The organism is Bradyrhizobium sp. HKCCYLRH3097, assembly GCF_051167875.1.
Classification (GTDB): Bacteria; Pseudomonadota; Alphaproteobacteria; order Rhizobiales; family Xanthobacteraceae; genus Bradyrhizobium.
In genome coordinates this window covers 123,685-150,218 of the sequence record NZ_JBNPTX010000002.1, presented here as the reverse complement: position 1 = coordinate 150,218, position 26,534 = coordinate 123,685, and the positions used below count along the sequence as shown (strand labels likewise).

Genomic DNA, 26,534 nt, shown 5'->3' with positions numbered 1-26,534 from the left:
AGGTGGTCCTCAATTTGATCCCTGTGAGGCATGCAACGGCGTCCCCGAAACGTCATCGCCATGGCTGTGGTTTGGGCTTTGGTCTGGTTGTTTGGTTGCGCTGTACATCGGCATCAGCACCCGGAAGGTCGTCTTGCGCGGCTGCGACTCGCACTCGATGATCCCGCCATGGTCGCCGACGATCTTCGCGACCAATGCAAGTCCGAGGCCGCTTCCGGTCGGCTTGGTGGTCACGAACGGATCGAACAGATTGGGCATCAGGTCTTCAGGCACGCCGGGGCCGTTGTCCCTGACGCAGAACTCCAGCGGCAGCGACACCCGCGACTTCTTGCCGGGCACCGACAGGCGCACGCCCGGGCGGAACGCCGTGGTGAGCTGGATCTCCGCATCCGAGCCGAGATCGACGACCGCTTCCGCGGCATTCTTGACCAGGTTCAGGAACACCTGGATCAGTTGATCCTGGTTGGCGAGCACCGGCGGCAGCGACGGATCGTAGTCCTCGACGAAGCGGATGTTGCGGGCAAAGCCGGACTGCGCCAGCCGCTTCACGTGATCGAGCACGGAATGGATGTTCACGGGCCCGCGCGCCACCGGGCGGTCGTCGCCGAACACCTCCATGCGGTCGACCAAAGTGACGATGCGGTCGGCCTCGTCGCAGATCAGCCGGGTCAGCATGCGGTCCTCGGAGGAGGCCTGCTGCTCAAGGAGCTGCGCGGCGCCGCGGATGCCCGACAGCGGGTTCTTGATCTCGTGCGCGAGCATCGCGGCCAGTGCGATCACCGAGCGCGCGGCGCTGCGATGGGTGAGCTGGCGGTCCATCTTGTCGGCGATGGTGCGCTCCTGCAGCATCACCACGATATGGCCGGGCCGCTCCGGCAGCGGCGCGACGTGCAGGTCGACGAGCCGATCGGCGCCGGTGCGCGGCGTGCCCAGATCGACCTTGTACTCGTTGACCGGCGCGCTGGTGGTGCGGACCTGATCGATCAACGCCAGCAGCGGAGAGCCGAACGGCACCAGCTTCTTCAGCGACTGCCGCTGCAGAAACTGGGTGGAGGAATCGAAGAACGATTCCGCCGCCATGTTGGCGTCCATGATCATGCCGTCCGGGCCGATGACGAGGACCGGATTCGGCAGGGCGTTGAGGATGGCGTCGCCATCCGAGGGAAGTCGCTTGCGCTGTTCTGCGGCTGAGCTCATGCGGCTGCACTCCAGGCAAAATCGTCGAAGGCCTCGCGCAGCGCCCGATGCACCAAGGACGGCTGCTCGGAGGTCAGGATACGGTCGCGCCAGACCTTCAGTTTTTCGGCCGGCGCTTGCGCGTGCTGGGCGGCGACGTCGAGCCCCCAACTGAGATGCTTGCGGGCGTGGCGCGGGCCGACACGCGCGCCATAGTGACGGCAGATCTCGTCATAGAGCGCGGTGAGAAGACTGAGCTGCTGCGCCAGCTCCGGCGCGCCCTCCTCCGCACCGCCCTCGAGTCGGCGGCCGATCTGGCCGGGCAGCCAGGGCTGGCCTTGCGCGCCGCGCCCGATCATCACGGCATCGGCGCCGGAGGCGTCGAGCGCCTCGCGCGCGTCCTCATAGCTGGTGATGTCGCCGTTGACGACGACCGGCAGATCGACGGCGTCCTTCACGGCGCGCACCGCGCTCCAGTCGGCTTCGCCCTTGTAGAACTGCTGCCGCGTACGGCCGTGCACGGTGATCAACTGCACGCCCGCGGCCTGCGCGCGGCGCGCCAGCTCCGGCGCATTCAGGCTGCGCTCGTCCCAGCCGAGCCGCATCTTCAGGGTCACGGGCACATCGACGGCCTCGACCGTCGCCTCGATCAGGGTCAGCGCATGATCGAGATCGCGCATCAGGGCCGAGCCGGACTGGCCGCCGGTCACGTGCCGCGCCGGGCAACCCATGTTGATGTCGATGATCTCGGCGCCGCCATCCTCGGCGACCTTCGCGCCCTCGGCCATCCAATGCGCCTCGCAGCCGGCGAGCTGCACCACATGCGGCCCCACGCCGCTCGCCTCGCAGCGCAACCGGGATATCCACCGCCCGCGCACGAGATCGTCGCTCGCAGTCATCTCGGACACCACCAGCCCGGCGCCGAGCTCGGCCGCGAGTCGGCGGAACGGCGCGTCGGTGACCCCCGACATCGGCGCGAGAATGGCCCGGTTGGCGAGCGAAACGTCGCCTATCTTCAAGGCTTTGGCTTGTGGTTTGGCCGGACCGGTCACGAACGACTCTTAAAGCTCTTTGGACGCATCATCGCGTCTGCGCTGCACTCTCAAGCGCAAATCTTGTGCAGTCAAGCGTCATGCCTACACTTTAGCCAAGACGATCGGCATTTCAAGTGCAGTGCAGCAAAATATGCTTGTTCGGCAGTCATGGTAAACCCGCGAGCCGCCGGATTTTTGCATGGCTCAGCAAGGTGCTCGCAGGCGGCAGGGCGATCGCCCCCCCTCCCCTCAACGCGACAGCGAATCCCGGCGCTTGTGTCGCGATCGCAGGTGCCGCTCATGCGACGTGTGATCCTGCTCGCTTAACATCTTCTGCAGATGTAAGAAGCCGCGAACCCCATCATCCTCATCAGCATCGATACCCTGTTCCCATGACGACTTCTCAGCGGACTGCAGCCATTCTCGTCGCGGCCGGACGTGGCCTGCGCGCCGGCGCCGGCGGTCCGAAGCAATATCGCATGATCGGCGGCCGCACGGTCATCCATCGCGCGCTCGCCGCCTTCGCCGATCACCCCGAGGTGGCGGTGGTCCAGCCGGTGGTGAACCCCGACGACATCGACATCTTCAACGCAGCCGTCTTCGGCCTGCGCCACGAGGCCCCAGCGCATGGCGGTGCGACGCGACAGGCCTCGGTGCTCGCGGGCCTGGAAGCGCTGGCGCCGCACAAGCCCGACATCGTGCTGATCCACGATGCCGCGCGTCCGTTCGTCACGCCCGCCGTGATCTCGCGCGCGATTCGAGCGGCCGGCAAGACCGGCGCGGCGATTCCCGTGGTGCCGGTCACCGACACCATCAAGGAAGTCGGCACGGGCGGCGACATCACCGCGACACCGGAGCGCGCGAAGCTGCGCATCGCCCAGACGCCGCAGACCTTCAAGTTCGACACGATCCTGGAGGCACACCGCCGCGCCGCGCGCGACGGCCTCACCGAGTTCACAGATGATGCGGCGATCGCCGAATGGGCGGGATTGACCGTCGCGACCTTTGAGGGCGATGTTGCCAACATGAAGCTCACCACACCGGAAGATTTCGTGCGCGAGGAAGCGCGCCTTGCCGCGCAACTCGGCGACATCCGGACCGGCACCGGCTACGACGTCCACGCCTTCGGCGAAGGCGACCATGTCTGGCTGTGCGGCCTGCGTGTGCGGCATAGCAAGGGGTTCCTTGCCCACTCCGACGGCGACGTCGGTCTGCACGCTCTGGTTGATGCAATTTTGGGCGCCCTGGCCGATGGTGACATCGGCTCGCACTTCCCGCCCTCCGACATGAAGTGGAAAGGCGCCGCATCCGACCAGTTCTTGAAATACGCCATCGAGCGCGTGACCGCGCGCGGCGGCCGGGTCGCCAATCTCGAGGTCACGATGATCTGCGAGCGCCCGAAGATCGGCCCGCTGCGCGACCAGATGCGCGCCCGCATCGCCGAGATCACCGGCGTCGACATCTCGCGCATCGCGGTCAAGGCCACCACCAGCGAGCGGCTCGGCTTCACCGGCCGCGAGGAAGGCATCGCAGCGACGGCGAGCGCGACGATCCGTCTGCCGTGGAGCGCCTAGAGGCGCACCACCCTGTCACCGCTCATGGAGCTTTCGATCTGACGGTCGGATGAGGACAACGCAGCCATGGCCAGCGAACGTCAAATCGGCTCTACCAGCGCGCTGGCCCGCTCGCTGCTCGACCTCTGCCGGTCGCGCAAGCTGATGATCGCGACCGCCGAGTCCTGCACCGGCGGCCTGGTCGCCGCGGCCCTGACCGACATCCCCGGCTCCTCCGACGTCATCGACCGCGGCTTCGTCACCTATTCGAACGAGGCCAAGCGCGCCATGCTCGGCGTCGAGGCTTCGACGCTGCAGACCTTCGGCGCCGTCTCCAAGGAGACCGCGATCCAGATGGCCGTCGGCGCCCTGGAGCGCGCCGACGTCGACCTCGCCGTCGCCATCACCGGCATCGCCGGCCCCGGCGGCGCCACCCCCGGCAAGCCGGTCGGCCTGGTCCATTTCGCCGTCGCCGCCCGCGACGGCCGCATCACCCACCGCGAACACCGCTTCGGCGCCATCGGCCGCAGCACCGTGCGCACGCGCTCGGTGCTGGAAGCCCTGCGCCTGCTGATGGAGCTGGCGCGGCCACAGGTCGCTGCCAAGCCGAAACGCGCGGCGGCGACGCGACTACGTCCGCGCGTGGCCCGCACGCCGCGGCTGCATCCGGTCAAGCGGCCGAGGCGGCCCCGGACGTAGTTGGAAGTGACGCGCGCGGCTCTCGCCGCATCGTCATCGCGGGCGCAGCGACGCGATCCAGTTCTACCGACCTGCATCGTCGAGCTGGTGCTCCTGACGGATCGATCGCGAACCGAACCGCGGCTGGAATTGCGCTTCATCGGCGCGGTCGAGGTCAGGATCGGACACCTGGACCGCATGGACGGTTTCCGTCTGGACGTCAGGGACATCGGTCATTGGCAGCAGGAGAGAATACGCTTCGAGGTGGTCGATGACGAATCGCAGTTGCTATCTCTGCAATGTGCCGATTTTGAATTCCTCCTGATCGGTTACGCTGAAGGCACGATCAATTGAGCATCGAAAGTGCGCCTCGCAATGATGATAAACGGAGAGTTGCCGCACGATCTCGAAAGCGTGATTTAACAATGTTGTCATGAATCAAGCTTGGGCTGGCGTTGAACCGTCAAGGACATCGCGACGACGGACGCGAAGCGCTCCTGACAGCATGACAAGCTCGCTAGACCATCGCGCACCGCGAACTTGATCGACGCACCCCTCGCGAGAGCGCGCCGAGCTACATGTCAGGAGGAGATCATATTGCTAGACCGCACATTCGCTGCCCTCTCGTTCGTCCTCCTGCTCCTGACCTCCTCCGCCCAAGCCGCTGGCTTGCAGCTCTTGGAGGTCGATCACGGATTCCACGGCATCATCTGGACGCCTTGCGCCGCAGACGCCGGTAGCGTGCCGGTTGGAAGCCTCGCGATCCCAGGGCTGGAGACACTGCCCGGGGTAAAGAATTGTCCAATCAACGGCACGAAGCTGCCATTGGTCGTCATGTCCCACGGTCGCGGCGGCTGGATCGGTGGAAACCACGATGTTGCGGAAGCGCTGGCGGACGCGGGATTCATCGTCGCGGCGATCAACCATCCCGGCGACAGTGTCGGTGACCTGGCGCAGCGCGACAGCCTGTCGGTCTGGCTCTCACGGCCGCAGGACATCATGCATCTGATCGATTTCATGTTGAACGATTGGACAAGCAGAGCCGCGATTGATCCGGACCGGATCGGCTTCTTCGGCTTTTCGCGCGGTGGCTACACCGGAACCGTTCTCGCCGGCGTCGACCCCGACTTTCAAAGGGTGGCGCACTACTGCACGCAACAGAACCCGTTCTGCGAGCAGGTCCGCAATGGCGAGTTTCCCAGAAGCTGGCCGCACGACGAGAGGATCAAGGCGGCCGTGCTGGCCGACGCCGCCCACACGGTCGGATTCACGCGAGCAAATCTCGCGAGCATCAAGATTCCCCTCCAGGTCTGGCGCTCGGAGCTCGGCGGCAACGGGGTCGATCCGGAAGGGACCGCCCGCGTAACCGCGAGCCTTCCCGGCACGCCCGAGGTCCACACCGTGTCCGCCGCGCATTTTGCTTTCCTCGCGCCGTGCTCCGCGGAGCTCGCGGCCGCCGTCCCGCGCATCTGTGCTGATACGCCTGCGGATTTCGACCGCGCGGCGTTTCACCGAGAGTTTGACGCCCAGGTCGTCAGGTTCTTCTCCGAGAAGCTGGGCAAGTAGGATCCGTGGCAGAACCTGCGTTCCGCCGCGTCGCTCTCAAGCGCGCCAGAACGGGCGCCGGCACAGCCGCCGCGCCTCGTCGCGTGTCAGGCCGTAGTCCTGCAGCACCTCGTCGGCGATCCGCGGCAACTCCCGGGCAAAGCGGCGGCGCTCGCGCCAGCGCTCCCACCAGAGCCGCAACAATGACGCGGGCTTGAGGTCGGCGCAGCTTTGATGGGGAGCCGGTGGCGCCAAGTAGTAGATCTTGGCGCCCGGCCTGGGCGAGATGGGATGGCGCGACAAGGGATCACGACCGAGCGCGCAGAGCCCCGGCGATCGCGAGGCGCCGCGGAGCATACGCTCCTCGATGGCGATGACCCTCGGATCGTCGGTCGTGCTCGGCATGGCGGGCTCCCCTTCAAATGAAGAACCTGCCGGCAACAAAAAAGCCGCCAGGTCCCTGGCGGCTGTTCGGATCAAATGCTGCAAATCGTCAGATTGAGCGCGATCCTCCCGCCGCCAGCGAGCTACGGTGCGTGATGCGACCAAAACGATGGGTGGCGGCGGTGATCATGGCCGGCTCTATAGCCGATCCATCTGAGGTTGTCATCCATCGAATGGATGCGAGGCCGAGCGGCCTCCCCCAAATTTGCTCAGGACGGAAAAGCACCGACGGTCCGCGCAAGTTGCCGCGCCAACGGTCCAGGCAGAGCCTCATCGAAAATCCGGCTCAGCGTGCGGTAATACCAGATCGTGCCATCCCTTCCACCGGTGAAGCGTTGCCACACGACGTCGCCGACCTCATCAAGGTCGCTCGCGATCGCTTCCGCGTTGTCAACCTTGTCGGCGAGCGAGACCAGCAGCGATGACACCGGCTTGAGCGGCAGCCGGGCGAGATAGGCTTCCTTCCGCGGGCGCCATTCGGGCTTCGGATCGACCCAGGAATCCGTGCAGTCCGCGACGATCCCGGCGACGCCATCGCCAAAACGCCGGCGGATCTCATCCAGCGTGGCCTGCCCGCCCTGGTCCTCGGCGGCGTCATGCAACAGGCCCGCGATGGCCTGCACCTCGCTGCCGCCCGCCGACAGCACGCGGCTGGAGACGCTCAGCAGATGCGCGATGTAGGGTACGTTGCTGCCCTTTCTCAATTGGGTCCGGTGCAGCCTTGTCGCATAGACGAGCGCTTCGTCGTAGAGATGAGAGAGTGACATTGCATGCTTTCTTCTCTGGCTGACGCAGGGTCAGACCGATGGTTCGTCGTTGGGGATTATCGGCATTGTTCCAATCATTGGGCACCACGTCGAGCATCATCCTAGCCGACCCGTCGGGCAAATCAGCTGGCGTGCGGAATAGCGGAGAGCCCGTTTCCGGTGCCTTGCTGCGATCGAAGCGCATCGCGAGGGCGTGCGCCAAGACACTGATTTCCTCAATCCGTTCAATGTCCGACTCACTGTCCAGCCCTACCGACGAAAATATTCTCGTTTCTATTTTCCAGAATTCGTGTTTCCCTCCCCTCATCCCGCCTCGACACGAGGGGCGTATCGCGATCGTCACGACACGCGAGGTGGGAAGGCGATGGCCGCCGAGGGGCCGCAGCGCGTCTTGGACGTGCGGACGAACGGCTCTTGGCGGACGTGAAGTCGCAGCGTCCTGACACCCCGAAGCTGGTGTCACGCCGGTGGAGATGATGATCCGCCGGTCACGGGGGCAAGACAGCCGGTCCCCGGGGAGACTGCGTATAAGCGTGAAGACCGTCGCGCGGGGAATGCCGGGATGTCTCGGCTGCACCTGTGGTACCTGCCGCCTGCATTTTTTTCGCAGGCGGGCCATGGGGGCGGCGAGCTCCCGGCATTCCCCGCGCCCTCGTGATCTCAGAGGGTTCGCTGACAACCAGAGCCCGGGCGCGATGGCGCCGCGGAGGATGCGGCTGCTCGTCCGCTGGATGCCGTCCCTCACAGTCCGGCCAGTCATCCCCGACGATTATCGTACGCGCCGCCCTGGCCTAAAGGTTTTGGTTAATTTTGTCCTGCTACGTCTCGCGCATTCTTCTCTGACAGTGGATTCGGGACCCCATGGCTTTCTTCTCCGGCAAGTCGGCTGATCGCACGCATAACCTCCTGATGACGGAGCTGTTCGAACGTCATCGCGACGCCATCCTGGTGATGTCCGAAGGCAAGATCATCGCCTGCAACGAGACCGCGGTCCGATTCGGCGGCTTCCGCAGCAAGCAGGACCTGCTGTCGCGTTCGCCGGCGACCATGGCGCCGGAGTTCCAGCCCGATGGCAAGCGCTCCGCCGACGTGGTGCGCGAGATGGATGCCAAGGCCAGGCGCGAGGGCCACGCGACGTTCGAGTGGACCACCAAGCGCGCCGACGGCAGCCCGGCGCTGGTCCAGATCACGCTGGTGCCGACCCAGGTCGAGGGCCAGACCTACGTCATGAGCTTCCGCCGCGATCTCTCCGACCTCGTCGCCGCTCGCGAGGAGAAGAAGCGCGCGCTCGACCGGATCGCCAAGGATTTCGAGACCTCGGTCGGCGCCATCGCCAATGCGATCTCCGGCGCCTCGCGCGAGGTCGAGACCACGGCGGCCTCGCTGACGACGACCGCGGATCAGGCCGCGCAACGCGTGGCGCTGGTGGCGTCGGCGTCGAACTCCGCCTCGTCCAACGTGCAGTCGGTGGCCGGCGCCACCGAGGAGCTGTCGACCTCGGTCAGCGAGATCAACCGTCAGGTTGCGACCTCCTCGACCATCGCCGCCGAGGCGGTCGAGGCGTCCTCGCGCACCAACGATCTCGTCAACAGCCTGGCGGACGCCGCGGCCAAGATCGGCGCGGTCACCGACATGATCAACGCGATCGCGAGCCAGACCAACCTGCTGGCGCTGAACGCGACGATCGAGGCGGCACGCGCCGGCGATGCCGGCCGCGGCTTCGCCGTCGTGGCCTCGGAGGTGAAGAGCCTGTCGAGCCAGACCGCCAAGGCGACCGACGAGATCAGCGCGCACATCAGCGCGATGCAGCGCGCCACCAGCGACACCGTGGCTGCGATCCAGGGCATCGGCGGCACCATCGGCCAGATCAGCGAGATCGCCAAGACCATTGCGACCGCGGTCGACCAGCAGGGCCACGCGACGCAGGAGATCGCCCGCTCGGTCAGCCAGGCCGCCAGCGGCACCCGCGAGGTCGCCACCAACATCGGCTCGGTCAGCCAGACGGTGGAATCGGCCGGCGGCGCAGCGCGGCAGATGCTGGGGGCAGCTGGCCAGCTCGCCAAGCACGCCGACGAGCTGCGCGGCAAGGTGAAGGACTTTTTGACCGCCGTGCAGGCGGCGTAGGGTTCGATCGCGGCTCGACGTGTCCGCAATTGCACGGCTCCGCGGCGATGTCGCGGAGCAGCTGTTTGAAGCGTGGATAGGATTTTGAAGCCAAGTTGCGCTGGCCACGGCTTCGTGGGTGCAACTTGCTGTGAGTTGGCAGGCCGCCAGCCTCACCCTCCGCTGTCATCCCGGGCAAGCCGCAGCGGCGCAACGCGCCGCGGAGGCGCCGACCCGGGATCCATACGCCGCAGCAGATGTGGTGAGACGAGCTCGGAGTTACCTGCCTGCCGCCACAAGCAGTCCTGTGGTTATGGATCCCCGCTTTCGCGGGGATGACGACGGAGGGTGAGGCGCCCTCTATCGTCTACCACTGGAAGACATGGAGAAAGACTTACGTCGACGACACCGCTGGCTTGCGGCCGTAGATCGCATCGGCGCGCTTTTCGAACGCCGCCGACATGCGCGCGAAGATGGTGTCGAACATCGAGCCCATCAGCATCGCCAGCATACGGCTCTTGAACTCATAGGCGATGAAGAACGTCACCTCGCAGGCGCCCTGCTCGCGCGGCTCGAAGCTCCAGCGGTTTTCCAGGCTGGAGAACGGCCCGCTGACATACTCGACCAGGATGTTGCGCTTGGCCCGATCCAGCGTAACCCGGCTGGTGAAGGTCTCCTTCACGAGCTTGAACGACACCGTCATGTCGGCGACGACGACCTCGATGCCGTCAGGCTTCTGGCTGCGCTGGCGCACCACCAGCTTCTCGCACAGCGGCACGAACTCCGGATAGCGCTCGACATCGGCGACGAGGTCGAACATCTGCTCGGCCGTGTGCGGCACGCGCCGCTTGTTGGAAAATCTCGGCATCTCGTCTCGATCAGCGCGCCATGGCTTCGCGCGCGGCCTTCAGCTTGGCGAAATCCTCGCCGGCGTGGTGCGAGGAGCGCGTGAGCGGGCTCGCCGACACCATCAGGAAACCCTTGGTGTAGGCGACGGTCTCATAGCCGGAGAACTCCTCCGGCGTGACGAAGCGCATCACGGCGCGATGCTTCTTGGTCGGCTGCAGATACTGCCCGATGGTGAGGAAATCGACCTCGGCCGAGCGGAGGTCGTCCATCACCTGCAGCACCTCGTGGCGCTCCTCGCCGAGGCCAACCATGATGCCGGACTTGGTGAAGATGGTGGGGTCGATCTCCTTGACCCGCTGCAGCAGCCGGATCGAGTGGAAGTAGCGCGCGCCGGGCCGAACCGAGAGGTAGCGCGATGGCACGGTCTCGAGATTGTGGTTGAAGACGTCGGGCTTGGCGGCGACGACCTGCTCCAGCGCGCCGTCCTTGCGCAGGAAGTCGGGCGTCAGCACCTCGATCGTGGTGGTCGGACATTTCGCGCGGATGGCGCGGATGGTCGCGGCGATATGGCCGGCTCCGCCGTCGGCGAGATCGTCGCGGTCGACCGAGGTGACGACGACATGGGCGAGGCCGAGCTTGAAGGTCGCCTCCGCGACGTGCTCCGGCTCGCCGGCGTCGAGCGCCTCGGGCAGGCCGGTCTTGACGTTGCAGAAGGCGCAGGCCCGCGTGCAGGTGTCGCCCATGATCATGAAGGTGGCGTGCTTCTTGTCCCAGCACTCGCCGATATTCGGGCAGCCGGCCTCCTCGCATACGGTGACGAGGCCGTTCTCGCGCACGATGTTGCGGGTGTCGGCGTAGCCGCGGGTGGTCGGCGCCTTGACGCGGATCCAGGCAGGCTTCGCCGGCGAGATCGAGTCCGGCCGGTTCGCCTTCTCGGGGTGGCGGGGGCGCAGCGGCGTGTTCGCGTTGATGTCGACGATGGTGACCATGGGATTCGCACAAACCTCTGTTGCGCCCTAGCTATTCCGTGCCGCGGCGCGCCGCAACCGGCTGGCCGAGGATACCAGGGCATGGCAGATATGGGCAGCGCGGAACAGCGCTCAGCACGGCGGATTTCCTTGAGAATGGCGCAAAAACCGGCAAAAGCCCCCGGGGTTTCACGGCCCCGGCGCAATGCTGCGGCCAAGCGGCTGACGCGGGCGTTCTTCGCCCGCGAGGTGCTCGCGGTGGCGCCGGAGCTGATCGGGGCGACCTTTCTGGTCGACGGCGTCGGCGGGACCATCGTCGAGGTCGAGGCCTATCACCACACCGACCCGGCGGCGCATTCGTTCCGGGGCCCGACGCCGCGCAACCAGGTGATGTTCGGCCCGCCCGGTTTCGCCTACGTCTACCGCTCCTACGGCATCCACTGGTGCATGAACTTCGTCTGCGAGGTGGAGGGCTCGGCGAGCGCGGTCCTGATCCGGGCGATCGAGCCGACCTTCGGGATCGACGAGATGCGGCGGCGGCGCGGACTGGAGGATGTCAGGGCACTATGCTCGGGGCCGGGCAAGCTGACCGAGGCGATGGGGATCACGATCGCCCATAATGGCCTGGCGCTGGATGCTCTACCGATCGAGCTGTTCGCCCGACCTGAGGATGTAGAGGTCGTCACCGGCGTCCGCATCGGCATCACCAAGGCGGTCGAGCTGCTGTGGCGGTTCGGGCTCAAGGGCTCTAGGTTCGTGAGCAAGCGGTTTCCGCGCTAAGCCGCTGGCCGTCGTTCCGGGATGGTCCGAAGGACCAGACCCGGAATCTCGAGATTCCAGGTTCGATGCTTCGCATCGCCCCGGAATGACGAAGGAGAGAGGACTACGTCACGCGCCCTGAAGCCGCGACAACGCCTCCTGGAACTTGGCCTTGCGCGCCAATGCCGCCTCGCGCTTTTCCTTCTCCTCCTCGACCAGTTCCTCGGGCGCGTTGGCGACGAACTTCTCGTTGCCGAGCTTCTTGTCGACGCGCTCGATATCGGCCTCGGCCTTGGCGATTTCCTTTCCAAGGCGGGTGCGCTCGGCGGCGAGATCGACGACGCCCTTGAGCGGCAGCGCGGCGACCTCGCCGCGCACGACGAGCTGGGCGGAGCCTTCGGGCGCCGTATCGGCGAAGGAGATGTCGGAGAGACGCGCAAGGCGCTTGATGACCTCGCTCCAGCGCGGTGCGCGCTCCCTCGTCTCGGCGGAGGCACCGACGAGCGCGAGCGGCATCAGAGTCGCCGGCGGGATGTTCATCTCGGCGCGGACCGAGCGGATGGACGTGACGAGATCGACCACCCAGCCGATCTCGGCCTCGGCCGCCTCGTCCCTGAAGCTGGCGGCGTCGAACGAGACCAGCAGCGGCGGCACCAGAGGGTCGCCGAAGCTGGCGGCCGACAGCGCGGCGATCTCGGCGACCGTCGGCCTGTCGGTGCGGTGCGGCCAGGGTGACAGGGTCAGCAGACTGTCGCGCTTGGCGGTCGACTCCCACAGCGCCTCGGTGATGAAAGGCATGAAGGGATGCAGGAGCTTGAGGATCTCGTCGCGCGCCCAGGCCACCATCGCGCGGGTCTCGGCCTTGGCAGGGCCGTCCTCGCCGAGCAGGGTCGGCTTGGAGAGCTCGACATACCAGTCGCAATAGACGTCCCAGACGAAGCGGTAGATCGCATTGGCCGCGTCGTTGAAGCGATACGCCTCCAGCGCCTCGGTGACCTCGCGCGTGGCGGCGGCCGCCTCATGGGCGATCCAGCGGTTCAGCGTCTCCTTGGCGGAGCCCGGATCGAAGCCGTCCGGCACGGTGCAACCGTTCATCTCGGCGAAGCGGCTGGCGTTCCAGAGCTTGTTGGCGAACTTGCGGTAGCCGTCGACGCGCTGGGTCGACAGCTTGATGTCGCGACCTTGCGCGGCCATCGCGGCCAGCGTGAAGCGCAGCGCGTCGGCGCCGTGCTCGTCGATCAGCGCCAGGGGATCGATGACGTTGCCTTTCGACTTCGACATCTTGGCGCCCTTCTCGTCGCGGACGAGCGCATGGATGTAGACCGTCGAGAACGGCACTTCCTTCATGAAGTGCAGGCCCATCATCATCATTCGGGCGACCCAGAAGAAGATGATGTCGAAGCCGGTGACCAGCACGTTGGTCGGATAGTAGCGCTTCACCTCCGGCGTGGCGTCGGGCCAGCCGAGCGTCGAGAACGGCCACAGCGCCGAGGAGAACCAGGTGTCGAGCACGTCCTCGTCGCGGGTGATGAAGCCCTCGCGCTTGTTGCGGTCGAGCGCCATCTCGCGCCCCTGCTCCGCCGTGATGACCTCCTGCTCGACGTAGTAGCCGATCGCGTGGCCGACGGCCTCCTCCTCGGTCTCGGCGACGAACACCTTGCCGTCAGGGCCGTACCACGCGGGAATCTGGTGACCCCACCACAGCTGGCGAGAGATGCACCAGGGCTGGATGTTCTCCATCCAGTCGAAATAGGTCTTCTCCCAATTGCGTGGCACGAACGTCGTCGCGCCCGACCTGACGGCCGCGATCGCCGGCTGCGCCAGGGTCTTGGCGTCGACATACCACTGGTCGGTCAGATATGGCTCGATCACGACACCGGAGCGGTCGCCATGCGGCACCATGTGCGTGTTCGGCTCGACGCGCTCGAGGAAGCCGAAGGACTCCAGCCGCTCCAGGATCTTCTTGCGCGCAGCGAAGCGCTCGATGCCGTGGAACTCCCTGGCAAACTCCTCGGAGCCCTCGGGAAGGCCGCGCAGATAGTCCTCGTTGTCGACCAGCGCGATGCAGCCTTCGCGATCGAGGATGCTGATCTGCGGCAGGCCATGGCGGCGGCCGACCTCGAAGTCGTTGAAGTCGTGCGCCGGCGTGATCTTGACCGCGCCGGTGCCCTTCTCCGGATCGGAATAGGTGTCGGCAACGATCGGGATCTCACGCCCGACCAGCGGCAGGATCACGCGCTTGCCGACGAGGTGCTGATAGCGCTCGTCGTCCGGATGCACCGCGACCGCGCTATCGCCAAGCATGGTCTCGGGACGCGTGGTCGCGACCACGATGAAACTCGTGGGATCCTCCGGGCTGAACGTCGTCCCCTCGATCGGATAGCGCAGGTACCAGAGGTTGCCCTTGACCTCGATCTGCTGGACTTCGAGATCGGAGATCGCGGTCAGCAGCTTCGGGTCCCAGTTGACCAGCCGCTTGTCCTTGTAGATCAGGCCCGCACGGTGCAACTCGACGAACACCTTCACGACGGCCTTGGACAGACCCTCGTCCATGGTGAAGCGCTCGCGACCCCAGTCGCAGGAGGCGCCGAGCCGCTTGAGCTGGTTGATGATGGTGCCGCCGCTCTCGTCCTTCCACTGCCAGACGCGCGCGAGGAACTTTTCGCGGCCCATCTCGCGGCGGCCGGGCTGCTGGCGCTCCATCAGCTGACGCTCGACCACCATCTGGGTGGCGATGCCGGCATGGTCGGTGCCCGGCTGCCACAGCACGTCGCGGCCCCGCATGCGCTCGAACCGGCACAGGATGTCCTGCAGCGTGTTGTTGAGCGCGTGCCCCATGTGCAGCGAGCCGGTCACGTTCGGCGGCGGGATCACGATGGTGAAGGGATCCGCATTGCGCCGATCGGGGCGACCGGCGGAGAACGCGCGGGCATCCTCCCAGACCAGGGACATGCGACCTTCGAGATCGGTGGGCTGATAATTCTTATCGATCATGGCATTTCCAGCGGCGCGGGGCCGGCTGTCCAATTCGGGATGTCGCGGAACTCGTCCGGGCCTTTTGTGACATGACCTGAAAAAGCTCGCGCAAGCTGTTGGTGCTTGGGCTGTTTTCGGACTGATGTCCGACCGCGGACCGCGCTCCCGGAAGAGCCCTCTCGATCCGTCCGGCAGGGATCAGCTTGACAGGGCTAGAAAGCCGCCGCGGCGCGCCAAGTCAACAGCAGCGGCGAACATTGACGGATAGCGTCTACCGCCCGCCGCGGCTCACTCCAGAACGGAACACGAGATCGTGCCGTCCTGGCGTCAGCGGCCGCGCGAGACGCGCTCGATCTCGGCCTTGACGATGCGCTCCACCAGGGCCGGAAGATTGTCATCCAACCACGATTTCAGCATCGGACGCAGCATCTCCTTGACGAGGTCCTCGAGCGTCCGGGCGTTGTTGCTCAGCACCGTATTGGCCAGCGCGTTGAACGCCGATTCGACGGCGTTCACCGTCGATGGGGCCAGGATCGGCTGCTTCGGTGTGACTTGCTCGAACGCGGACTCGAAGCTGGCAGCCTTCTGATTGAGCCGCCCGGCCTCGATGAACTCGATATCGTCCCGCGGATCCACCTTTCGGAAGGATGCCGCGGCGGGGGCTGGCGCTGGAGCGGGAGTCGGTGGGGCCACTGCCATGTCGTCGGTCAACTCGAGTACTTCAGGTTCGGGCTCGGGTTCTGCCGGCCGAACCTCTGCGACCGGAGTCGTTTCATCCAAACCCGCCAGCAATGCGTCAATGTCATCCTGGTTGTTGCTTGCGGACGCCGCCGGCGGCGCGGGAGGCGGAGGTGCGGGCTTGGCGGGAGCCGCAGCAGCGATCTTCGAAGGTGGGATGTCGTTCATTACCGGCTTCGCAGCCGGGGCCGCCGGCTTCTCGGCCTTGACCGGCTCCGGCGCGGCGGCCTTGTCTGCCGCCGGCGGCTTACCCTCGTCGTCGGCAATGATACGCCGGATCGACGCCAGAATCTCCTCCATGGAGGGTTCTTGGACCTTCGCAGGCTGCGTCATTTCCGACTCCAAATCAGCAACGCTGCCGCACGAACCGGCTCAGCGCAAAAGTCCCGGGCGCCGGATCCAAGTGGCTTGGAGTTCTCAACGGGCATGCCAACTTGTCTCCGGACAAGGCCTGATCGATGCAAAACAACAGAACGATACTGCCCATGTCGGAGTCTATTCTTGGAAGAACTTCCGACGCAGTCCGAATCGTTCGGCGGCCATTTTGAGGCTATGTCATGGCAACAAATGAATGCAAGCAACGCCCGCCGCGAACCCGGTGGAGCACGGAGGTCGCCTGTCAAGCGTCGCCCATTCGTCACAACCACAGCATGTGCCACAAAAAAATCCCCCGGCCAAGGACCGAGGGATCAGGGTCGATATTAAGAATGTACTAATGACCATCCGGCGTCCGTACACCCGCCCAGTTATCCCGGACCTGCTGGTAGTGCACGCTGGGATCGTAGGTGGTCGTCGGCAGGTTCAGCACCTGCGGTGACAGCCGCCCCACGGTCTGAAGCACCGTATAGGATGCCACCACGCGGTCATGCTGGGCGTTCACCAGCGAATTCCGCGCGTTGACCAGCGCCTGCTGAGCGTTGAGCACGTCGAGGGTGGTGCGCTGCCCGGCCTTGGCCTCTTCGCGGACACCATTGAGGGCGATCTCGGAGGCCGCCACCTGGGCCTGTGCCGACTGCACCTGTGCCTTGCCCGCGAGCAGCTTGCCCCAGGCAGATACCACGTCGGAGCGAGCCTGATCGCGGGTCTGCTCCAGGACCAGACGCTGCTGCGCCAGCGACTCCTTGGACTGCCGGATCAGCGCGTATTCCGCCCCTCCATTGTAGATCGGGACGTTCACCGAGGCGACAGCCGACGCGCTGAACCCACGATAGGATTGCAGGCTCGACTCATAGCCCTGCTGCGCCTGAGCCTGGACGTTTACGGTCGGCAGCAGAGCACCCTCGTTGATCCTGACCTGCAGATACTGGACGTCGATGCCGTACATCGCCGAGGTTACGTTCGGGTTTTCCGTCAGAGCCGTTTCGACCGACTGCTGGAGGGTCGCCGGCAAATAACGGTCGACAGGAGAGCCCGGCGCCAAGTTCTGGGGATCGTTGCCGATGATTCGGCGGAAGTTCGAGCGGGTCGCCGTTAGTTGGGCCTCTGCTGTGAGCTGCTGCGTGCGGCCGGCGGCGAGCTGAGCCTCGGATTGCGCGACGTCGGTGCGGGTGACCTCGCCGACGTTGAACCGATCGCGGGTCTGCTTGAGCGTCTGCTCCAGCACCCGCGTGTTGCTGCGCTGGACCTCGACGATCGCCGCATCGCGCAGATAGTCCATATAGATCGTGGCCGCCGCTAGCAGCACCTGCTGCTCAAGAATGCGGAGAGCCTCGCGTTGCGCCGAGACGTTCGCCTCAGCCTTGCGCACGCCGTTTGCCGTCTGCTGACCGTTATACAGATTCTGGTTGACCGTCAGGCCGACGCTTCGCGGCCTCTGCACGCCGTTCACGGCCGGCGTAGCGGGTGCCGCTTGCAAATCCGTATACTGAATGCCCGCCGTCGCATTCAGACTGACCTTCGGCCGATACCCCGAGAGTGCCTGCGGAACGCCTTCGTCGACCGCACGAGCCTGGGCCCGCGACGCGTTCAGTTGCGGGTTGTTCTGATAGGCACGCACCAGCGCAGCCTCGATCGTGTCGGCCAGCGCTGGCGTCGGGCCTGCACAAGCCATCACGAGGACCACAGCCGCCGCTGCGGTGACGAGCTTCACCCCAAACATCCCTGTTCCATTCATTTGTTACCGGCTCGAACGCCAGAGCCGGGCCGTAACCTGTTGAAGAGACTCCCGCGCACCTCGCACCTTATTCCCCATGCAAGCGCAACGGAACCACCCAAGCCTGGAACCCGTATCGAAAACTGTCAACGTGCAGCATCCAGGCCACACTTCTGATTTAAAACAGAATTTTGCCCGCCCGCGGCCGCGAAGACGACGCACCAAGCCGTGCTGCGCGACGGGCGGCTCGGCAATTCAGAGGGGTCGCTAAGGACCTCGTCGGACGACTTAAAAAACGAACTCGGGGACCCGCTCGAGACCGGAAATGACCGGCGCCGCAGCATCGAACAGAACCCTGCTGCCGATATCACCATGCGATCGCGTAAAGATCATGGCGCGGGCGGGACGCGCGGCGGCGAAGACGCCGACCAGGCGGCCGCCCTCCTTCAATTGACGGCAAAGACCGTCCACAGCGACCTCGGTCGCTCCATTGAGGAGAATCACGTCGAAGCGGCCGTCCGCCGGATCACCCTGCGCGGCCGGCGCGACTCGAATCGTAACCGGGCAGCCATCGACGGCGGCAAGCAGCTGCTTGGCGCGCCCTTCGACCGCAGAGTCGACCTCAGTCGCCGTCACGCTGCCCGCGAGTCGGGCGGCCAGCGCGGCGAGATAGCCCGTCGCACATCCAACCACGAGCACGCTGTCGGTTGGCTTGATCTCGGCAGCCTGCAGCAGCTTTCCGGTCAGCATCGGCTTGATCAGATACCGCTTGGCCGAGGCGGATTCGGAGACGTCGAGATCCAAGTCGAGATAGGCCAGCGCCTGCCGATCTGCGGGAACGTAGGCTTCCCGCGGCACGGTCAACAACGCATCCAGCACGCGGTGATCGGTGACGTCGTTGGTCCGGACCTGACCATCGACCATTTTCTGGCGCGCCGTCGCGAATGAAGACATGAGCAGACCTGCAAGCAAAGCGGATGGACCGCGGACGATCTGCGCAATCTTTTGGTACAAGGCCCTGGAAAAGGCAACATGCGGGTTTCAACGGAGCCGCTGGGACGCCGCCTGTGAGTGAGCCGACCGCCGGCTACTCGATCACCACGGCCAGTCGCCCGAGCAACTGCACGATCTCGTCAATATGTTCGGAATCACCGCGCGTCATCATGTCGGCCAACCGCGTGAGACATTCGTCATCGCTGAGACGCTCGACCTGGTCGGGAATCAACGAGGGCGCGGAGACTGCTTCAGCGAATGGGACGACGGTGTTTGGCATCTACGACACTCCATGACCGCGGGCACTGGCCGGTTCCAGCAAACTATCGGGGCCGGTTTGCTCCCTTCCAAGTGAATTTCCTGTCATCGAACTGTGGGCGACCGCTGCCCAGCAAGCGTTCAAAATCAATCTAACCATCTGAAATTTCGGTATTTTATTCCTGAGCCCGCAATCGTCGCAAAGATGCGATTTCGTTCTATGCAAGGCGAAACGGCTTTGTTATACGCAGCCGCATTCGCGAACATTGCTTCGCCTGTTCCTCGGTAGCTCAGCGGTAGAGCATTCGACTGTTAATCGAATGGTCGCTGGTTCGAATCCAGCCCGGGGAGCCATTCTGGCCATGCCGAATGGTTCTATATATCCTCCCAATCCCTCTTTTTCTTGTGACGCGGGACATCCGCCGATTGGCCGCGAACGTGCGCCGATCTTCGCTGTCTTGCCTTGACCGCGCATGGAGCGTCGGGCAAGCGGGGCGCATCTCTTGCAAGTGACGACCAGCGATGCCGATTTCCGATCATCTGAGAGCCGTCCGCAGCAAGATCGGCCATGATCTTTTGGCGACCACAGCGGTTTCCATCTCCGTGTTCGACAACCAGGGCCGCATTCTGCTCGGGCGCGACGCGGAGACGGGCCTCTGGACGTTGCCCGGCGGCGCCATCGATCCGAATGAGCACCCGGCCGACGCGGCCACCCGCGAATGCTTCGAGGAGACCGGGCTCGTGGTCCGGCCGATTCGCCTGCTCGGGGTGTTCGGGGGCCCGGAGTTCCTCATCCGCTATCCCAACGGTGATCTGACCTACTACACGGTGATCGCCTTCGAGGCCGTCATCGAAGGCGGCGCGCTTGCGCCCGATGGCGAGGAGATCGCGAGCCTTCGATTCGTCGATCGTGGGGAATGGGACCAGCTCCCGGTGTCGCCATCGAGCCGGATCATCTCGCGGCAGGCGCTCCAGCACGACCCCACCCCCTACTTCGCTGCCGCGAGCTGGCGGCCCGAAAGCTGAACCGGACTCGAGTCGTTGGATCCTGTCGCCGCAATTCTCATGCTGATGGCCGGTCTGCTTCACGCGAGCTGGCATGCCATCGTCAAGACCGGCAGCGGCCTCTCCCTCCTCGCTGGCATGGGTCTGGTCAGCAGCGCCCTGATCCTGCCCTTCCTGTTTCTCGTTCCCGTTCCGGCACTCGCGACCTGGCCGCTCATCGTGGCCTCACTGGTCTTGCACGCGGGCTACAAGGCGAGCCTCGCAATGGCCTACCGCTCGGCCGAGCTTGGACGCGCCTACCCGATCGCGCGTGGCATCGTTCCGCTGTTCGCAACGCTATTTGCCTCGCTGGGTCTGCAGCAACTGCCACGGAGCGGGCAGTTGATCGGAATTGCCGTCATCGTCCTCGGCATCACCGGCCTGGCGCGCGACCGAATCCACGGTCCGATCGACCGCCGTGCGTTCTGGGCCGCGGTCTGCGCCGCCGCACTGGTCGCCGGCTATTCGGTCGTCGATGCGGCAGGCACCCGGCAGACCGAAGGCTGGGCTTCGTTCACGGTCTGGATGATCGTGCTCGACAGTGTCGTGTTCTTTCTCGTCGCGATGATGCTGCGAGGACCTGCTCTGGTGGTGGAGATCCGAGACGCCTGGCTTCCGGTGCTGATCGCAGGCACCCTGGGGCTGACGTCATTCGTGGTATTCCTTTGGGCCTTGAGCCGCAATCCGATTGCCAATGTGGTCGCGTTTCGCGAATGCAGCGTCCTGTTTGCGACGCTGATCGGCGTGCTGTTCCTGAAGGAGCGTGCAACGCCGCGACGGCTCTGCTGCGCAGCGTTGATCGCAGTGGGGCTGGTCACGGTCGCCCTGCTCAAGCCGGACTGAGATTCTTCAAACAACCGGAGCCATCCACTCCCGGAAATCATAGTTCCATCTTCATCGCATGATGCACAACAGGCGGCCGGCCTGCGGCCCGGACAGGAAAGTTCCGTAAAACCGCTAGTTGCAGAATCGGGACAACTAATTCAGTGTTAACTACTTTGCCATTTTCGAGCCTCAGCCTATTGTCCTTGTAGCGTGAGCGTCCTTCAGTCCTGCTGATACTGAGGTGGCCCATGCCTACTGTCCTCATTATTGACGATGATTGTGCCACGCGCGCTGCGCTGGAAACATTATTGAAGAAGAAGCGGTTCTGCGTGTTTCTCGCGCCGGATGGTCCGACCGGCATTCGATTGATCGGCAGCGTGTCCTTCGATGCCGTCGTGATCGACATGTTCATGCCGGGCATGGACGGCATCGCAACCATTCGCGAGCTCATCAAGCTCGATCCCACGGTCCCGTTCATCGCGATCTCCGGCTACGCGTTCACCGACAAGAAACTGGGTGCTCCAGACTTCCTCGGTATGGCAATCAAGCTCGGAGCGACGGCAGCGTTGCAGAAGCCGTTCGACATCCTCGATCTGCTCGAAGCGGTCGATCGTGCGATCGAGGTGCGCCAACGACTTCTGAGCGAGGCGCGGCACGTCGCTCCTCATCCACGTCTGTCAGGAAGGGCTCATGATGAACATCCTGGTCGTTGATGACGAAGTCGGCGTTTGCTGTGTCATCCAGCACCTTCTGGTTCGCGAGGGCTACGCGGTCACTGCCGTCACCGACGGTCGGCTGGCCATGGATGCCGTGTCCCGCGATGATTTCGCCGCGGCTCTGATCGATCTCAACTTGGCCGACATGGACGGCAACGAGGTCATCCGGGCTGCACGGGCGGCCCGGCCCACGATGCCCATCGTGATGATGTCGGGCATGGTGCTGGAATCAGGACGCGGGACGCCTGATTTGCTCGGCCCCTCGCCCAGAATGGTCGGCCTTCATCGTTTGGCGAAGCCGTTCAAGCCGAAAGACCTGTCGCAGCTGATGCGCGACATTCTGGTGCAGGACACCGAGCTTCTCGCCGTCGCGGTTTGACCGCCAGCGATTCTGCCGCTTGCGTCGAGCCGGACGTTTGGAGCGGGTCGCCTCTTCGGCCTTTGCCAGTGAAGCGGCCTGCGACTCGCGGCAGGCGTTGCGGATCTCTTGCTCCCGGTCGGCTACGGGCCGGATCGTGATCGCTGCACGGCATCACCTGCCGCGCGGGCAGACGGGTCACCGACGACGCGAAGCCTTGGGATGTGAGCCCGTTCACACTGGAACAAAGCGGACCGCGGTATATTTGGAACGAAGGGCACCGCTAACCAATTGGGTCCGTCGTGCCCGATCGTTAGAATTTGAACGATCCGCTCAATTTGAAAAAAGTGGAATTTCGCCATCGTGGCTCGCAGTTTGCGCGAGGGCGAGATGAGCGAAGCCGAATACGAGTTGTTGATGGACGTTGTGAGAACCGCTATTGCGCCCGAGACCGAGACCGATTCCATGGCCCGCTTGTTCTCAATTCTGCATTTCCCCACGGCGGCCAACGACAACCAGGGCGCCTGGCCGCTGATCCCGTTTCCGGACGGCTGGTTCGCGGCCTGCTGACGCGCGATCTTCTGTCGTCATGCAAGCCAAGGGATCGGCACGCCGGAACGCTGCCGCGGTCTTCATTTTCTGAGATGGCGACTGCCGAGGCCGCCGCCCTTCAGATCACCGGCGCTACTTCCTGACTGCGAATACCCAGACGACGCCGCCCTGCGGGACGTTGTCCTCCAGACCAATGTCGCCTTTCGAGAGCGCATCCTGGATGCGCTGCGCATCGACGCCCCAGCCGGATTGCACGGCGATGTACTGCGTGCCATCCGCCTCATAGGCGACGGGCATGCCCATGATGCCCGAGTTCGTCTTCTGCTCCCACAGCAGCTCACCGGTCTTGGCATGGAACGCCCGGAACATCCGGTCGTTGGTGCCGCCGACCAGAACGAGATCGCCCGCCGTCGCGGTCACCGACCCGAACAGCTGGGATTTCGGGAAATTGTGCGACCACACCTTCTTGCCTGTCGCCGGATCCCAGGCCTGCAGCTCCCCGAAATGGTCGGCACCGGGCCGCACCGTGAGCCCGATGTCCTCGGCCTTGGTGCCGAGCCAGAGCTGGCCGGGAACGAGCGGCAGCTTCTCCCCGGTGAAGCCGCCGCAGAAATTCTCGTTCGCCGGCACGTAGACGAAGCGCGTCTTCTGGCTGTAGGCCGCGGACGGCCAGTCCTTGCCGCCCCACAACGAGGGACAGAAGTCGACACGCTTGCCGAGCGTCGGCTTGTGCGCGGGATCGACGATCGGCCGTCCCGTCTCGGGCTCAATTCCCTTCCAGACATCGGTGTGGACGAAGTTCCAGCCGTTGACGTAGTTGATTCGCTCCGGCGTGCGCTCGAGCACCCAGAAGATGGCGTCGCGTCCGGGATGGATCAGGCTCTTGAAGCTGCGGCCGTCCCGCTGCAGGTCGACCAGCATCGGTGCATCGACCTCGTCCCAGTCCCACGAGTCGTTCTGGTGATACTGGAAATGCGTCTTGATCTTTCCGGTCGCAGGATCCAGCGCGATCACCGAGCTGGTGTAGAGATTGTCGCCGGGGTGCAGGCCCCCCGGCCAGGGCGCGGCGTTGCCGACGCCCCAATACACCGTCTTGGTGTCCTTGTCGTAGGTGCCGGTCATCCAGGCAGACCCGCCGCCATTCTTCCAGTCGTCGCCGCTCCACGTGTCATGCCCGGGCTCGCCTTCGGAAGGAATCGTGAAGGTGCGCCAAAGCTCCTTGCCGTCCTCGGCGTCATAAGCGGCAACATAGCCGCGGACGCCGAACTCGCCGCCGGATCCGCCGACCATCACCTTGCCGTCGACGATCAGCGGCATCAGCGTGAGATATTGTCCCTTCTTGTAGTCCTGGACCTTCTTGTCCCAAAGCACCTTGCCGGTTTGGGCGTCGAGCGCGACCAGATGATCGTCCGTCGTGGCGAGGTAGAGCTTGTCCTGCCAGAGGCCGACGCCGCGATTGGTCGGATGCAGCTGGAACAGATCCTCGGGGAGCTCGCGCTTGTAGCGCCAGTACTGGTCGCCGGTCTTTGCGTTCAGCGCGATCACCTGCCCCATCGGCGTCGTGATGAACATGACGCCGTTGTTGACCAGAGGCGGCGCCTCGTGCCCTTCGACGACGCCGGTGGCAAAGGTCCAGACCGGCACCATGTCCTTGACGTTCGTGGTGTTGATCTGGTCGAGCGGACTATAGCCTTGGCCATCATAGGTCCGACGATAGAGCATCCAATTGCCTGGCTCGGGATTTTCGAGCCGTGCGGGCGTGACAGGACTGTAGTTGTCGATCGGGCCGGCCACGGCTGCCGGTGCGGCGAGACAGGTGAACGCCACGGTGCTCGATAGCAGCCATTGCTTGATCGCGGTGGACATGGACAAACCTCCCCTGCTTCGTTTTTCGATTCACTTGTTGTCGTGACGGGTGTCGAGACGATGCGAGTTCCGATAGGCACATGGGATCTCATCAGCCCTGTTGGCCACCTACCTTTCCAATGAAGGGCGCAGCGATCATGAGCGCGCCGTCCTTGAGCACGAGGGGAAGCGCGGCGAGCCGCCGGGGCGCGGGGCCGAACACGACCTGCGCCCCGCGCCTCGGGTCGTACTCGGAATTGTGGCACATGCATTTGAAAACATCGTCGTTGCCCTCGGTCGCCTTGATCCAGGCCGTGACCGGGCACCCCGCATGCGAGCAGATGGCCGAATAGGCGACGATGCCTTCGGCCGCACGCTGACGCGTGTCTTCGTCGAGTTCGTTTGGATCGAGCCTGACGAGCAGCACCTCGTTCAATCGCGACCCGTCACGCACGATCGCATTCGCTGGATCCTTCGGCCACCCATGAACCGGTGGCTCGCCAATCTTCAAGTCATCAGGCGTGATCGTCTGCCCTTCGCGCTCCCCTTCCGAGAACACGAGCAGGTCGCCCTTTTGCGGCCGCTTCTCCTTGCGCGGATCGTCGTCATCGGCCGCCGCGCTGGCAACCGTTGCGCATGCGGCAAGCGTGCCGAAAACCACCGAGCGGCGTGTCGGGTGATCATCCATGACAGATCTTTGCGTGTGAAGTTGTGTGCGAGTCGCGGGCGTGCTGTTCTAGAGAGCTCGGCTCCCCGCAACGCACCCTGACATAGAACAATTAGAACTACACAACCTGACGAAATCAAGGCGCGTTGCGCGATTTCGCCGCGATGTCTTCAACTATCGTCGCTGCTGCGCGCCATTGCCGGTGCAGCAGTTCGGCGAAAGCTCCTAGCGATCGGGAGCGACGGTGTCGCCAGCTCCGTCTGGAATTGCGACCACGCGAGTTGTGGACCAGGGTTCGCGATGAGGGCGGCGCGACAATCCCTCTCTGCGCTGCCGTGCCCGATGCGACCAGTTCGAAACGCGGCTGGGCGGATCGAAATTCCAGCTGGCCGAAGGCCCGGATCGACGACGTCGGCCTTCGCGACGAGAGTGGTTGCCTAACCGAGAGATTGCCTATATTGCTCCGCCCACAGGGGCCACGTGGCGGAGTGGTTACGCAGCGGTCTGCAAAACCGTTTACACCAGTTCAATTCTGGTCGTGGCCTCCACTCAATCAAGATCAAGCGGTTGGACTACCCATTGGGGCCGCGAACCGGCGCTAGATGGGCAGATCGTCGATGCCGCCGGGATAGCTGACCTGCGCGCGCGGCCAAGTCAGAATTGCCCCTCGTTCACCGGCCGAGACGCCCGTCCGATCCGAGCCGGATCTGCCGGCCAGCCGGGGCGCGTAATCCCGGAGCTGCACCACGTTGGACTTTTCTGCTTCCGGCATGGCTCTCATCCTCGTTCCATGCTGCAATGCAAGAAGCGTACCTCCGGTTCCTAAACCCGCCGTTTACGGTTGCGCCAATCCGGCTTGCGGGCCTTTGGGCGGGGCGTGAGCTCCGGCTGCGCTTTTTCCACCTCCCGATACCGCGCCAGCATGCGCTCGAAGCTCGCGTCGAGGGCCGTGGCAATCTCCGGCCGCCGTTCCAGCGCGGCCATCAGCATCCCGGCAGCCTCGATGGTCGACAGCCCGTCGCGGCGCGGTTCGCGGCGCAGCCGGCCGTAGCGCGACGGCTGCCGCGGCCCGAGGATCACGCGCTGGCATTTCAGCATCCACGGATTGCGCCACCACAGCGCTTTGGCCTGGCTCCAGGTGCCGTCGAGCAGGATCACGCCCTCGATCGACTTGAGGATGGCGCGCTGGTTGTCGGCGACCTCACCCTTGCGGGTCACCGCGACCACCTCGCTCTCGGGATCGAGCTCGGCCGCCTTCGCCGAGCCGAGATAGAGAATGGCCCAGCGCGCGGGATCGGCGACCGGCCGTCCCAGTGCCTTGGCGAAGCTCGGCCAGGATAGCCCGACCTTGACCACCGCGTTCTTGAAATGCAGGGCGGCGAGCCGCGCGGTGCCGAGCGCGCGATCCTGCTCCTGCGGATGCTGCAGGATCAGGAGCCCCAGCCGGCTCTCCAGCGGTGTGACGCTGTCGCAGATGCACAGCGGCAGCGGTTTCTGGCAACGCGGGCAATCGGGCGGCGCCTCGGTGGCGAGCGGCGGATGGTCGTGTGGTTCTGGCATGCGGCGGCTATACGCGCCCGCGGACAGGGCCACA

Annotated in this window: 26 protein-coding genes and 2 tRNA genes; 13 read left to right on the top strand and 15 right to left on the bottom strand. The window is 64.8% G+C overall.

Features of this window, described 5'->3' with window-relative positions; all coding sequences use genetic code 11:
- Positions 1–9: 9 nt before the first annotated feature.
- The gene (locus ACQR0U_RS06295) at positions 10–1,197 is read right to left on the bottom strand and encodes a two-component system sensor histidine kinase NtrB (RefSeq protein WP_315751120.1); all 1,188 of its coding nucleotides are present in this window, start codon (positions 1,195–1,197) and stop codon (positions 10–12) included.
- Positions 1,194–2,147, bottom strand: coding sequence for a tRNA dihydrouridine synthase DusB (gene dusB / locus ACQR0U_RS06290; RefSeq protein WP_434843087.1), 954 nt, complete (start codon positions 2,145–2,147; stop codon positions 1,194–1,196). Before dusB ends, ACQR0U_RS06295 begins: the two co-directional genes overlap by 4 nt.
- A 455-nt stretch (positions 2,148–2,602) precedes the next feature.
- On the opposite strand from dusB, the gene ACQR0U_RS06285 reads away from it, so the two are divergent.
- From ACQR0U_RS06285 to ACQR0U_RS06270, 4 genes are all read left to right on the top strand, one after another.
- On the top strand, positions 2,603–3,784 hold the full coding sequence (locus ACQR0U_RS06285; RefSeq protein WP_434843047.1) for a bifunctional 2-C-methyl-D-erythritol 4-phosphate cytidylyltransferase/2-C-methyl-D-erythritol 2,4-cyclodiphosphate synthase: 1,182 nt from the start codon (positions 2,603–2,605) through the stop codon (positions 3,782–3,784).
- A 66-nt stretch (positions 3,785–3,850) separates the two neighbouring features.
- Positions 3,851–4,462, top strand: a complete 612-nt coding sequence (locus ACQR0U_RS06280) for a CinA family protein (RefSeq protein WP_315711887.1) — start codon at positions 3,851–3,853, stop codon at positions 4,460–4,462.
- Positions 4,463–4,795, top strand: coding sequence for a hypothetical protein (locus tag ACQR0U_RS06275; RefSeq protein ID WP_315827593.1), 333 nt, complete (start codon positions 4,463–4,465; stop codon positions 4,793–4,795).
- Between the two features lie 243 nt (positions 4,796–5,038).
- Positions 5,039–6,007, top strand: a complete 969-nt coding sequence (locus ACQR0U_RS06270) for an alpha/beta hydrolase family protein (protein WP_316185072.1) — start codon at positions 5,039–5,041, stop codon at positions 6,005–6,007.
- Positions 6,008–6,043: 36 nt separating this feature from the next.
- Here the strand turns inward: ACQR0U_RS06270 and ACQR0U_RS06265 are convergent, their stop codons facing one another.
- On the bottom strand, positions 6,044–6,391 hold the full coding sequence (locus tag ACQR0U_RS06265) for a DUF1127 domain-containing protein (protein WP_434843049.1): 348 nt from the start codon (positions 6,389–6,391) through the stop codon (positions 6,044–6,046).
- A gap of 248 nt (positions 6,392–6,639) precedes the next feature.
- On the bottom strand, positions 6,640–7,197 hold the full coding sequence (locus tag ACQR0U_RS06260; RefSeq protein WP_315751115.1) for an HD domain-containing protein: 558 nt from the start codon (positions 7,195–7,197) through the stop codon (positions 6,640–6,642).
- Positions 7,198–8,058: 861 nt separating this feature from the next.
- On the opposite strand from ACQR0U_RS06260, the gene ACQR0U_RS06255 reads away from it, so the two are divergent.
- The gene (locus ACQR0U_RS06255; RefSeq protein WP_316200443.1) at positions 8,059–9,321 is read left to right on the top strand and encodes a methyl-accepting chemotaxis protein; all 1,263 of its coding nucleotides are present in this window, start codon (positions 8,059–8,061) and stop codon (positions 9,319–9,321) included.
- A 373-nt stretch (positions 9,322–9,694) separates the two neighbouring features.
- On the opposite strand, the gene ACQR0U_RS06250 is transcribed toward ACQR0U_RS06255, so the two are convergent.
- Positions 9,695–10,168, bottom strand: coding sequence for a type II toxin-antitoxin system RatA family toxin (locus ACQR0U_RS06250; RefSeq protein ID WP_316225488.1), 474 nt, complete (start codon positions 10,166–10,168; stop codon positions 9,695–9,697).
- A gap of 10 nt (positions 10,169–10,178) precedes the next feature.
- Positions 10,179–11,138 (bottom strand): lipoyl synthase, encoded by a 960-nt coding sequence (lipA, locus tag ACQR0U_RS06245; protein WP_434843050.1) that lies wholly within the window; start codon positions 11,136–11,138, stop codon positions 10,179–10,181.
- A 135-nt stretch (positions 11,139–11,273) separates the two neighbouring features.
- On the opposite strand from lipA, the gene ACQR0U_RS06240 reads away from it, so the two are divergent.
- Entirely contained in the window at positions 11,274–11,897 is a 624-nt protein-coding gene (locus ACQR0U_RS06240; protein WP_434843051.1) for a DNA-3-methyladenine glycosylase, read from the top strand.
- A gap of 108 nt (positions 11,898–12,005) precedes the next feature.
- Here the strand turns inward: ACQR0U_RS06240 and ACQR0U_RS06235 are convergent, their stop codons facing one another.
- From ACQR0U_RS06235 to ACQR0U_RS06215, 5 genes are all read right to left on the bottom strand, one after another.
- Positions 12,006–14,870: a valine--tRNA ligase gene (locus ACQR0U_RS06235; RefSeq protein ID WP_434843052.1), complete on the bottom strand. Its 2,865-nt coding sequence runs from the start codon at positions 14,868–14,870 to the stop codon at positions 12,006–12,008.
- Between the two features lie 309 nt (positions 14,871–15,179).
- Positions 15,180–15,923 (bottom strand): PopZ family protein, encoded by a 744-nt coding sequence (locus ACQR0U_RS06230; protein ID WP_315711874.1) that lies wholly within the window; start codon positions 15,921–15,923, stop codon positions 15,180–15,182.
- A 379-nt stretch (positions 15,924–16,302) separates the two neighbouring features.
- A complete protein-coding gene (locus ACQR0U_RS06225; RefSeq protein WP_315711873.1) occupies positions 16,303–17,688 on the bottom strand; it encodes a TolC family outer membrane protein in 1,386 nt (461 codons plus the stop codon).
- Positions 17,689–17,970: 282 nt separating this feature from the next.
- A complete protein-coding gene (locus tag ACQR0U_RS06220) occupies positions 17,971–18,636 on the bottom strand; it encodes a protein-L-isoaspartate O-methyltransferase family protein (RefSeq protein WP_434843053.1) in 666 nt (221 codons plus the stop codon).
- Between the two features lie 133 nt (positions 18,637–18,769).
- On the bottom strand, positions 18,770–18,955 hold the full coding sequence (locus ACQR0U_RS06215) for a hypothetical protein (protein WP_316168012.1): 186 nt from the start codon (positions 18,953–18,955) through the stop codon (positions 18,770–18,772).
- A 257-nt stretch (positions 18,956–19,212) separates the two neighbouring features.
- Here ACQR0U_RS06215 and ACQR0U_RS06210 point away from each other — a divergent pair.
- The 6 genes from ACQR0U_RS06210 (at position 19,213) to ACQR0U_RS06185 (ending at position 22,446) form a co-directional block, all read left to right on the top strand.
- A tRNA-Asn gene (locus ACQR0U_RS06210) sits at positions 19,213–19,287 on the top strand.
- Between the two features lie 168 nt (positions 19,288–19,455).
- Positions 19,456–19,959 (top strand): NUDIX domain-containing protein, encoded by a 504-nt coding sequence (locus ACQR0U_RS06205; RefSeq protein WP_315751108.1) that lies wholly within the window; start codon positions 19,456–19,458, stop codon positions 19,957–19,959.
- Positions 19,960–19,974: 15 nt separating this feature from the next.
- Positions 19,975–20,820 (top strand): EamA family transporter, encoded by an 846-nt coding sequence (locus tag ACQR0U_RS06200; protein WP_316170215.1) that lies wholly within the window; start codon positions 19,975–19,977, stop codon positions 20,818–20,820.
- A 230-nt stretch (positions 20,821–21,050) separates the two neighbouring features.
- Entirely contained in the window at positions 21,051–21,515 is a 465-nt protein-coding gene (locus ACQR0U_RS06195) for a response regulator (RefSeq protein WP_315711869.1), read from the top strand.
- Positions 21,493–21,897 (top strand): response regulator, encoded by a 405-nt coding sequence (locus ACQR0U_RS06190; RefSeq protein ID WP_315711868.1) that lies wholly within the window; start codon positions 21,493–21,495, stop codon positions 21,895–21,897. Before ACQR0U_RS06195 ends, ACQR0U_RS06190 begins: the two co-directional genes overlap by 23 nt.
- 369 nt (positions 21,898–22,266) lie before the next feature.
- A complete protein-coding gene (locus tag ACQR0U_RS06185; protein WP_315711867.1) occupies positions 22,267–22,446 on the top strand; it encodes a hypothetical protein in 180 nt (59 codons plus the stop codon).
- Positions 22,447–22,560: 114 nt separating this feature from the next.
- Here ACQR0U_RS06185 and ACQR0U_RS06180 read toward each other — a convergent pair whose 3' ends face one another.
- A complete protein-coding gene (locus ACQR0U_RS06180) occupies positions 22,561–24,294 on the bottom strand; it encodes a methanol/ethanol family PQQ-dependent dehydrogenase (protein ID WP_316170214.1) in 1,734 nt (577 codons plus the stop codon).
- A 91-nt stretch (positions 24,295–24,385) separates the two neighbouring features.
- Positions 24,386–24,961, bottom strand: a complete 576-nt coding sequence (locus ACQR0U_RS06175) for a ubiquinol-cytochrome c reductase iron-sulfur subunit (protein ID WP_316170213.1) — start codon at positions 24,959–24,961, stop codon at positions 24,386–24,388.
- 453 nt (positions 24,962–25,414) lie between these two features.
- Here ACQR0U_RS06175 and ACQR0U_RS06170 point away from each other — a divergent pair.
- Positions 25,415–25,488 (top strand) — tRNA-Cys (locus ACQR0U_RS06170).
- A 50-nt stretch (positions 25,489–25,538) separates the two neighbouring features.
- On the opposite strand, the gene ACQR0U_RS06165 is transcribed toward ACQR0U_RS06170, so the two are convergent.
- Complete coding sequence (locus ACQR0U_RS06165) at positions 25,539–25,712, bottom strand: hypothetical protein (RefSeq protein ID WP_316170212.1); 174 nt, start codon at positions 25,710–25,712, stop codon at positions 25,539–25,541.
- A 50-nt stretch (positions 25,713–25,762) separates the two neighbouring features.
- Positions 25,763–26,500 carry a tRNA-uridine aminocarboxypropyltransferase gene (locus ACQR0U_RS06160; RefSeq protein WP_434843054.1) on the bottom strand — a complete coding sequence of 246 codons (738 nt, stop codon included), beginning with the start codon at positions 26,498–26,500 and terminating at the stop codon, positions 25,763–25,765.
- Between the last annotated feature and the right edge of the window lie 34 nt (positions 26,501–26,534).

What these genes read in the sequence shown, in the direction of transcription:
- ACQR0U_RS06295 (WP_315751120.1), bottom strand. Translation starts at nt 1,197, where the DNA reads ATGAGCTCAGCCGCAGAACAGCGCAAGCGACTTCCCTCGGATGGCGAC.
- dusB (WP_434843087.1), bottom strand. Translation starts at nt 2,147, where the DNA reads ATGTCGGGGGTCACCGACGCGCCGTTCCGCCGACTCGCGGCCGAGCTC.
- ACQR0U_RS06285 (WP_434843047.1), top strand. Translation starts at nt 2,603, where the DNA reads ATGACGACTTCTCAGCGGACTGCAGCCATTCTCGTCGCGGCCGGACGT.
- ACQR0U_RS06280 (WP_315711887.1), top strand. Translation starts at nt 3,851, where the DNA reads ATGGCCAGCGAACGTCAAATCGGCTCTACCAGCGCGCTGGCCCGCTCG.
- ACQR0U_RS06265 (WP_434843049.1), bottom strand. Translation starts at nt 6,391, where the DNA reads ATGCCGAGCACGACCGACGATCCGAGGGTCATCGCCATCGAGGAGCGT.
- ACQR0U_RS06260 (WP_315751115.1), bottom strand. Translation starts at nt 7,197, where the DNA reads ATGTCACTCTCTCATCTCTACGACGAAGCGCTCGTCTATGCGACAAGG.
- ACQR0U_RS06255 (WP_316200443.1), top strand. Translation starts at nt 8,059, where the DNA reads ATGGCTTTCTTCTCCGGCAAGTCGGCTGATCGCACGCATAACCTCCTG.
- ACQR0U_RS06250 (WP_316225488.1), bottom strand. Translation starts at nt 10,168, where the DNA reads ATGCCGAGATTTTCCAACAAGCGGCGCGTGCCGCACACGGCCGAGCAG.
- lipA (WP_434843050.1), bottom strand. Translation starts at nt 11,138, where the DNA reads ATGGTCACCATCGTCGACATCAACGCGAACACGCCGCTGCGCCCCCGC.
- ACQR0U_RS06240 (WP_434843051.1), top strand. Translation starts at nt 11,274, where the DNA reads ATGGCGCAAAAACCGGCAAAAGCCCCCGGGGTTTCACGGCCCCGGCGC.
- ACQR0U_RS06235 (WP_434843052.1), bottom strand. Translation starts at nt 14,870, where the DNA reads ATGATCGATAAGAATTATCAGCCCACCGATCTCGAAGGTCGCATGTCC.
- ACQR0U_RS06230 (WP_315711874.1), bottom strand. Translation starts at nt 15,923, where the DNA reads ATGACGCAGCCTGCGAAGGTCCAAGAACCCTCCATGGAGGAGATTCTG.
- ACQR0U_RS06225 (WP_315711873.1), bottom strand. Translation starts at nt 17,688, where the DNA reads ATGTTTGGGGTGAAGCTCGTCACCGCAGCGGCGGCTGTGGTCCTCGTG.
- ACQR0U_RS06220 (WP_434843053.1), bottom strand. Translation starts at nt 18,636, where the DNA reads ATGTCTTCATTCGCGACGGCGCGCCAGAAAATGGTCGATGGTCAGGTC.
- ACQR0U_RS06215 (WP_316168012.1), bottom strand. Translation starts at nt 18,955, where the DNA reads ATGCCAAACACCGTCGTCCCATTCGCTGAAGCAGTCTCCGCGCCCTCG.
- ACQR0U_RS06205 (WP_315751108.1), top strand. Translation starts at nt 19,456, where the DNA reads ATGCCGATTTCCGATCATCTGAGAGCCGTCCGCAGCAAGATCGGCCAT.
- ACQR0U_RS06195 (WP_315711869.1), top strand. Translation starts at nt 21,051, where the DNA reads ATGCCTACTGTCCTCATTATTGACGATGATTGTGCCACGCGCGCTGCG.
- ACQR0U_RS06190 (WP_315711868.1), top strand. Translation starts at nt 21,493, where the DNA reads ATGATGAACATCCTGGTCGTTGATGACGAAGTCGGCGTTTGCTGTGTC.
- ACQR0U_RS06185 (WP_315711867.1), top strand. Translation starts at nt 22,267, where the DNA reads ATGAGCGAAGCCGAATACGAGTTGTTGATGGACGTTGTGAGAACCGCT.
- ACQR0U_RS06180 (WP_316170214.1), bottom strand. Translation starts at nt 24,294, where the DNA reads ATGTCCACCGCGATCAAGCAATGGCTGCTATCGAGCACCGTGGCGTTC.
- ACQR0U_RS06175 (WP_316170213.1), bottom strand. Translation starts at nt 24,961, where the DNA reads ATGGATGATCACCCGACACGCCGCTCGGTGGTTTTCGGCACGCTTGCC.
- ACQR0U_RS06165 (WP_316170212.1), bottom strand. Translation starts at nt 25,712, where the DNA reads ATGCCGGAAGCAGAAAAGTCCAACGTGGTGCAGCTCCGGGATTACGCG.
- ACQR0U_RS06160 (WP_434843054.1), bottom strand. Translation starts at nt 26,500, where the DNA reads ATGCCAGAACCACACGACCATCCGCCGCTCGCCACCGAGGCGCCGCCC.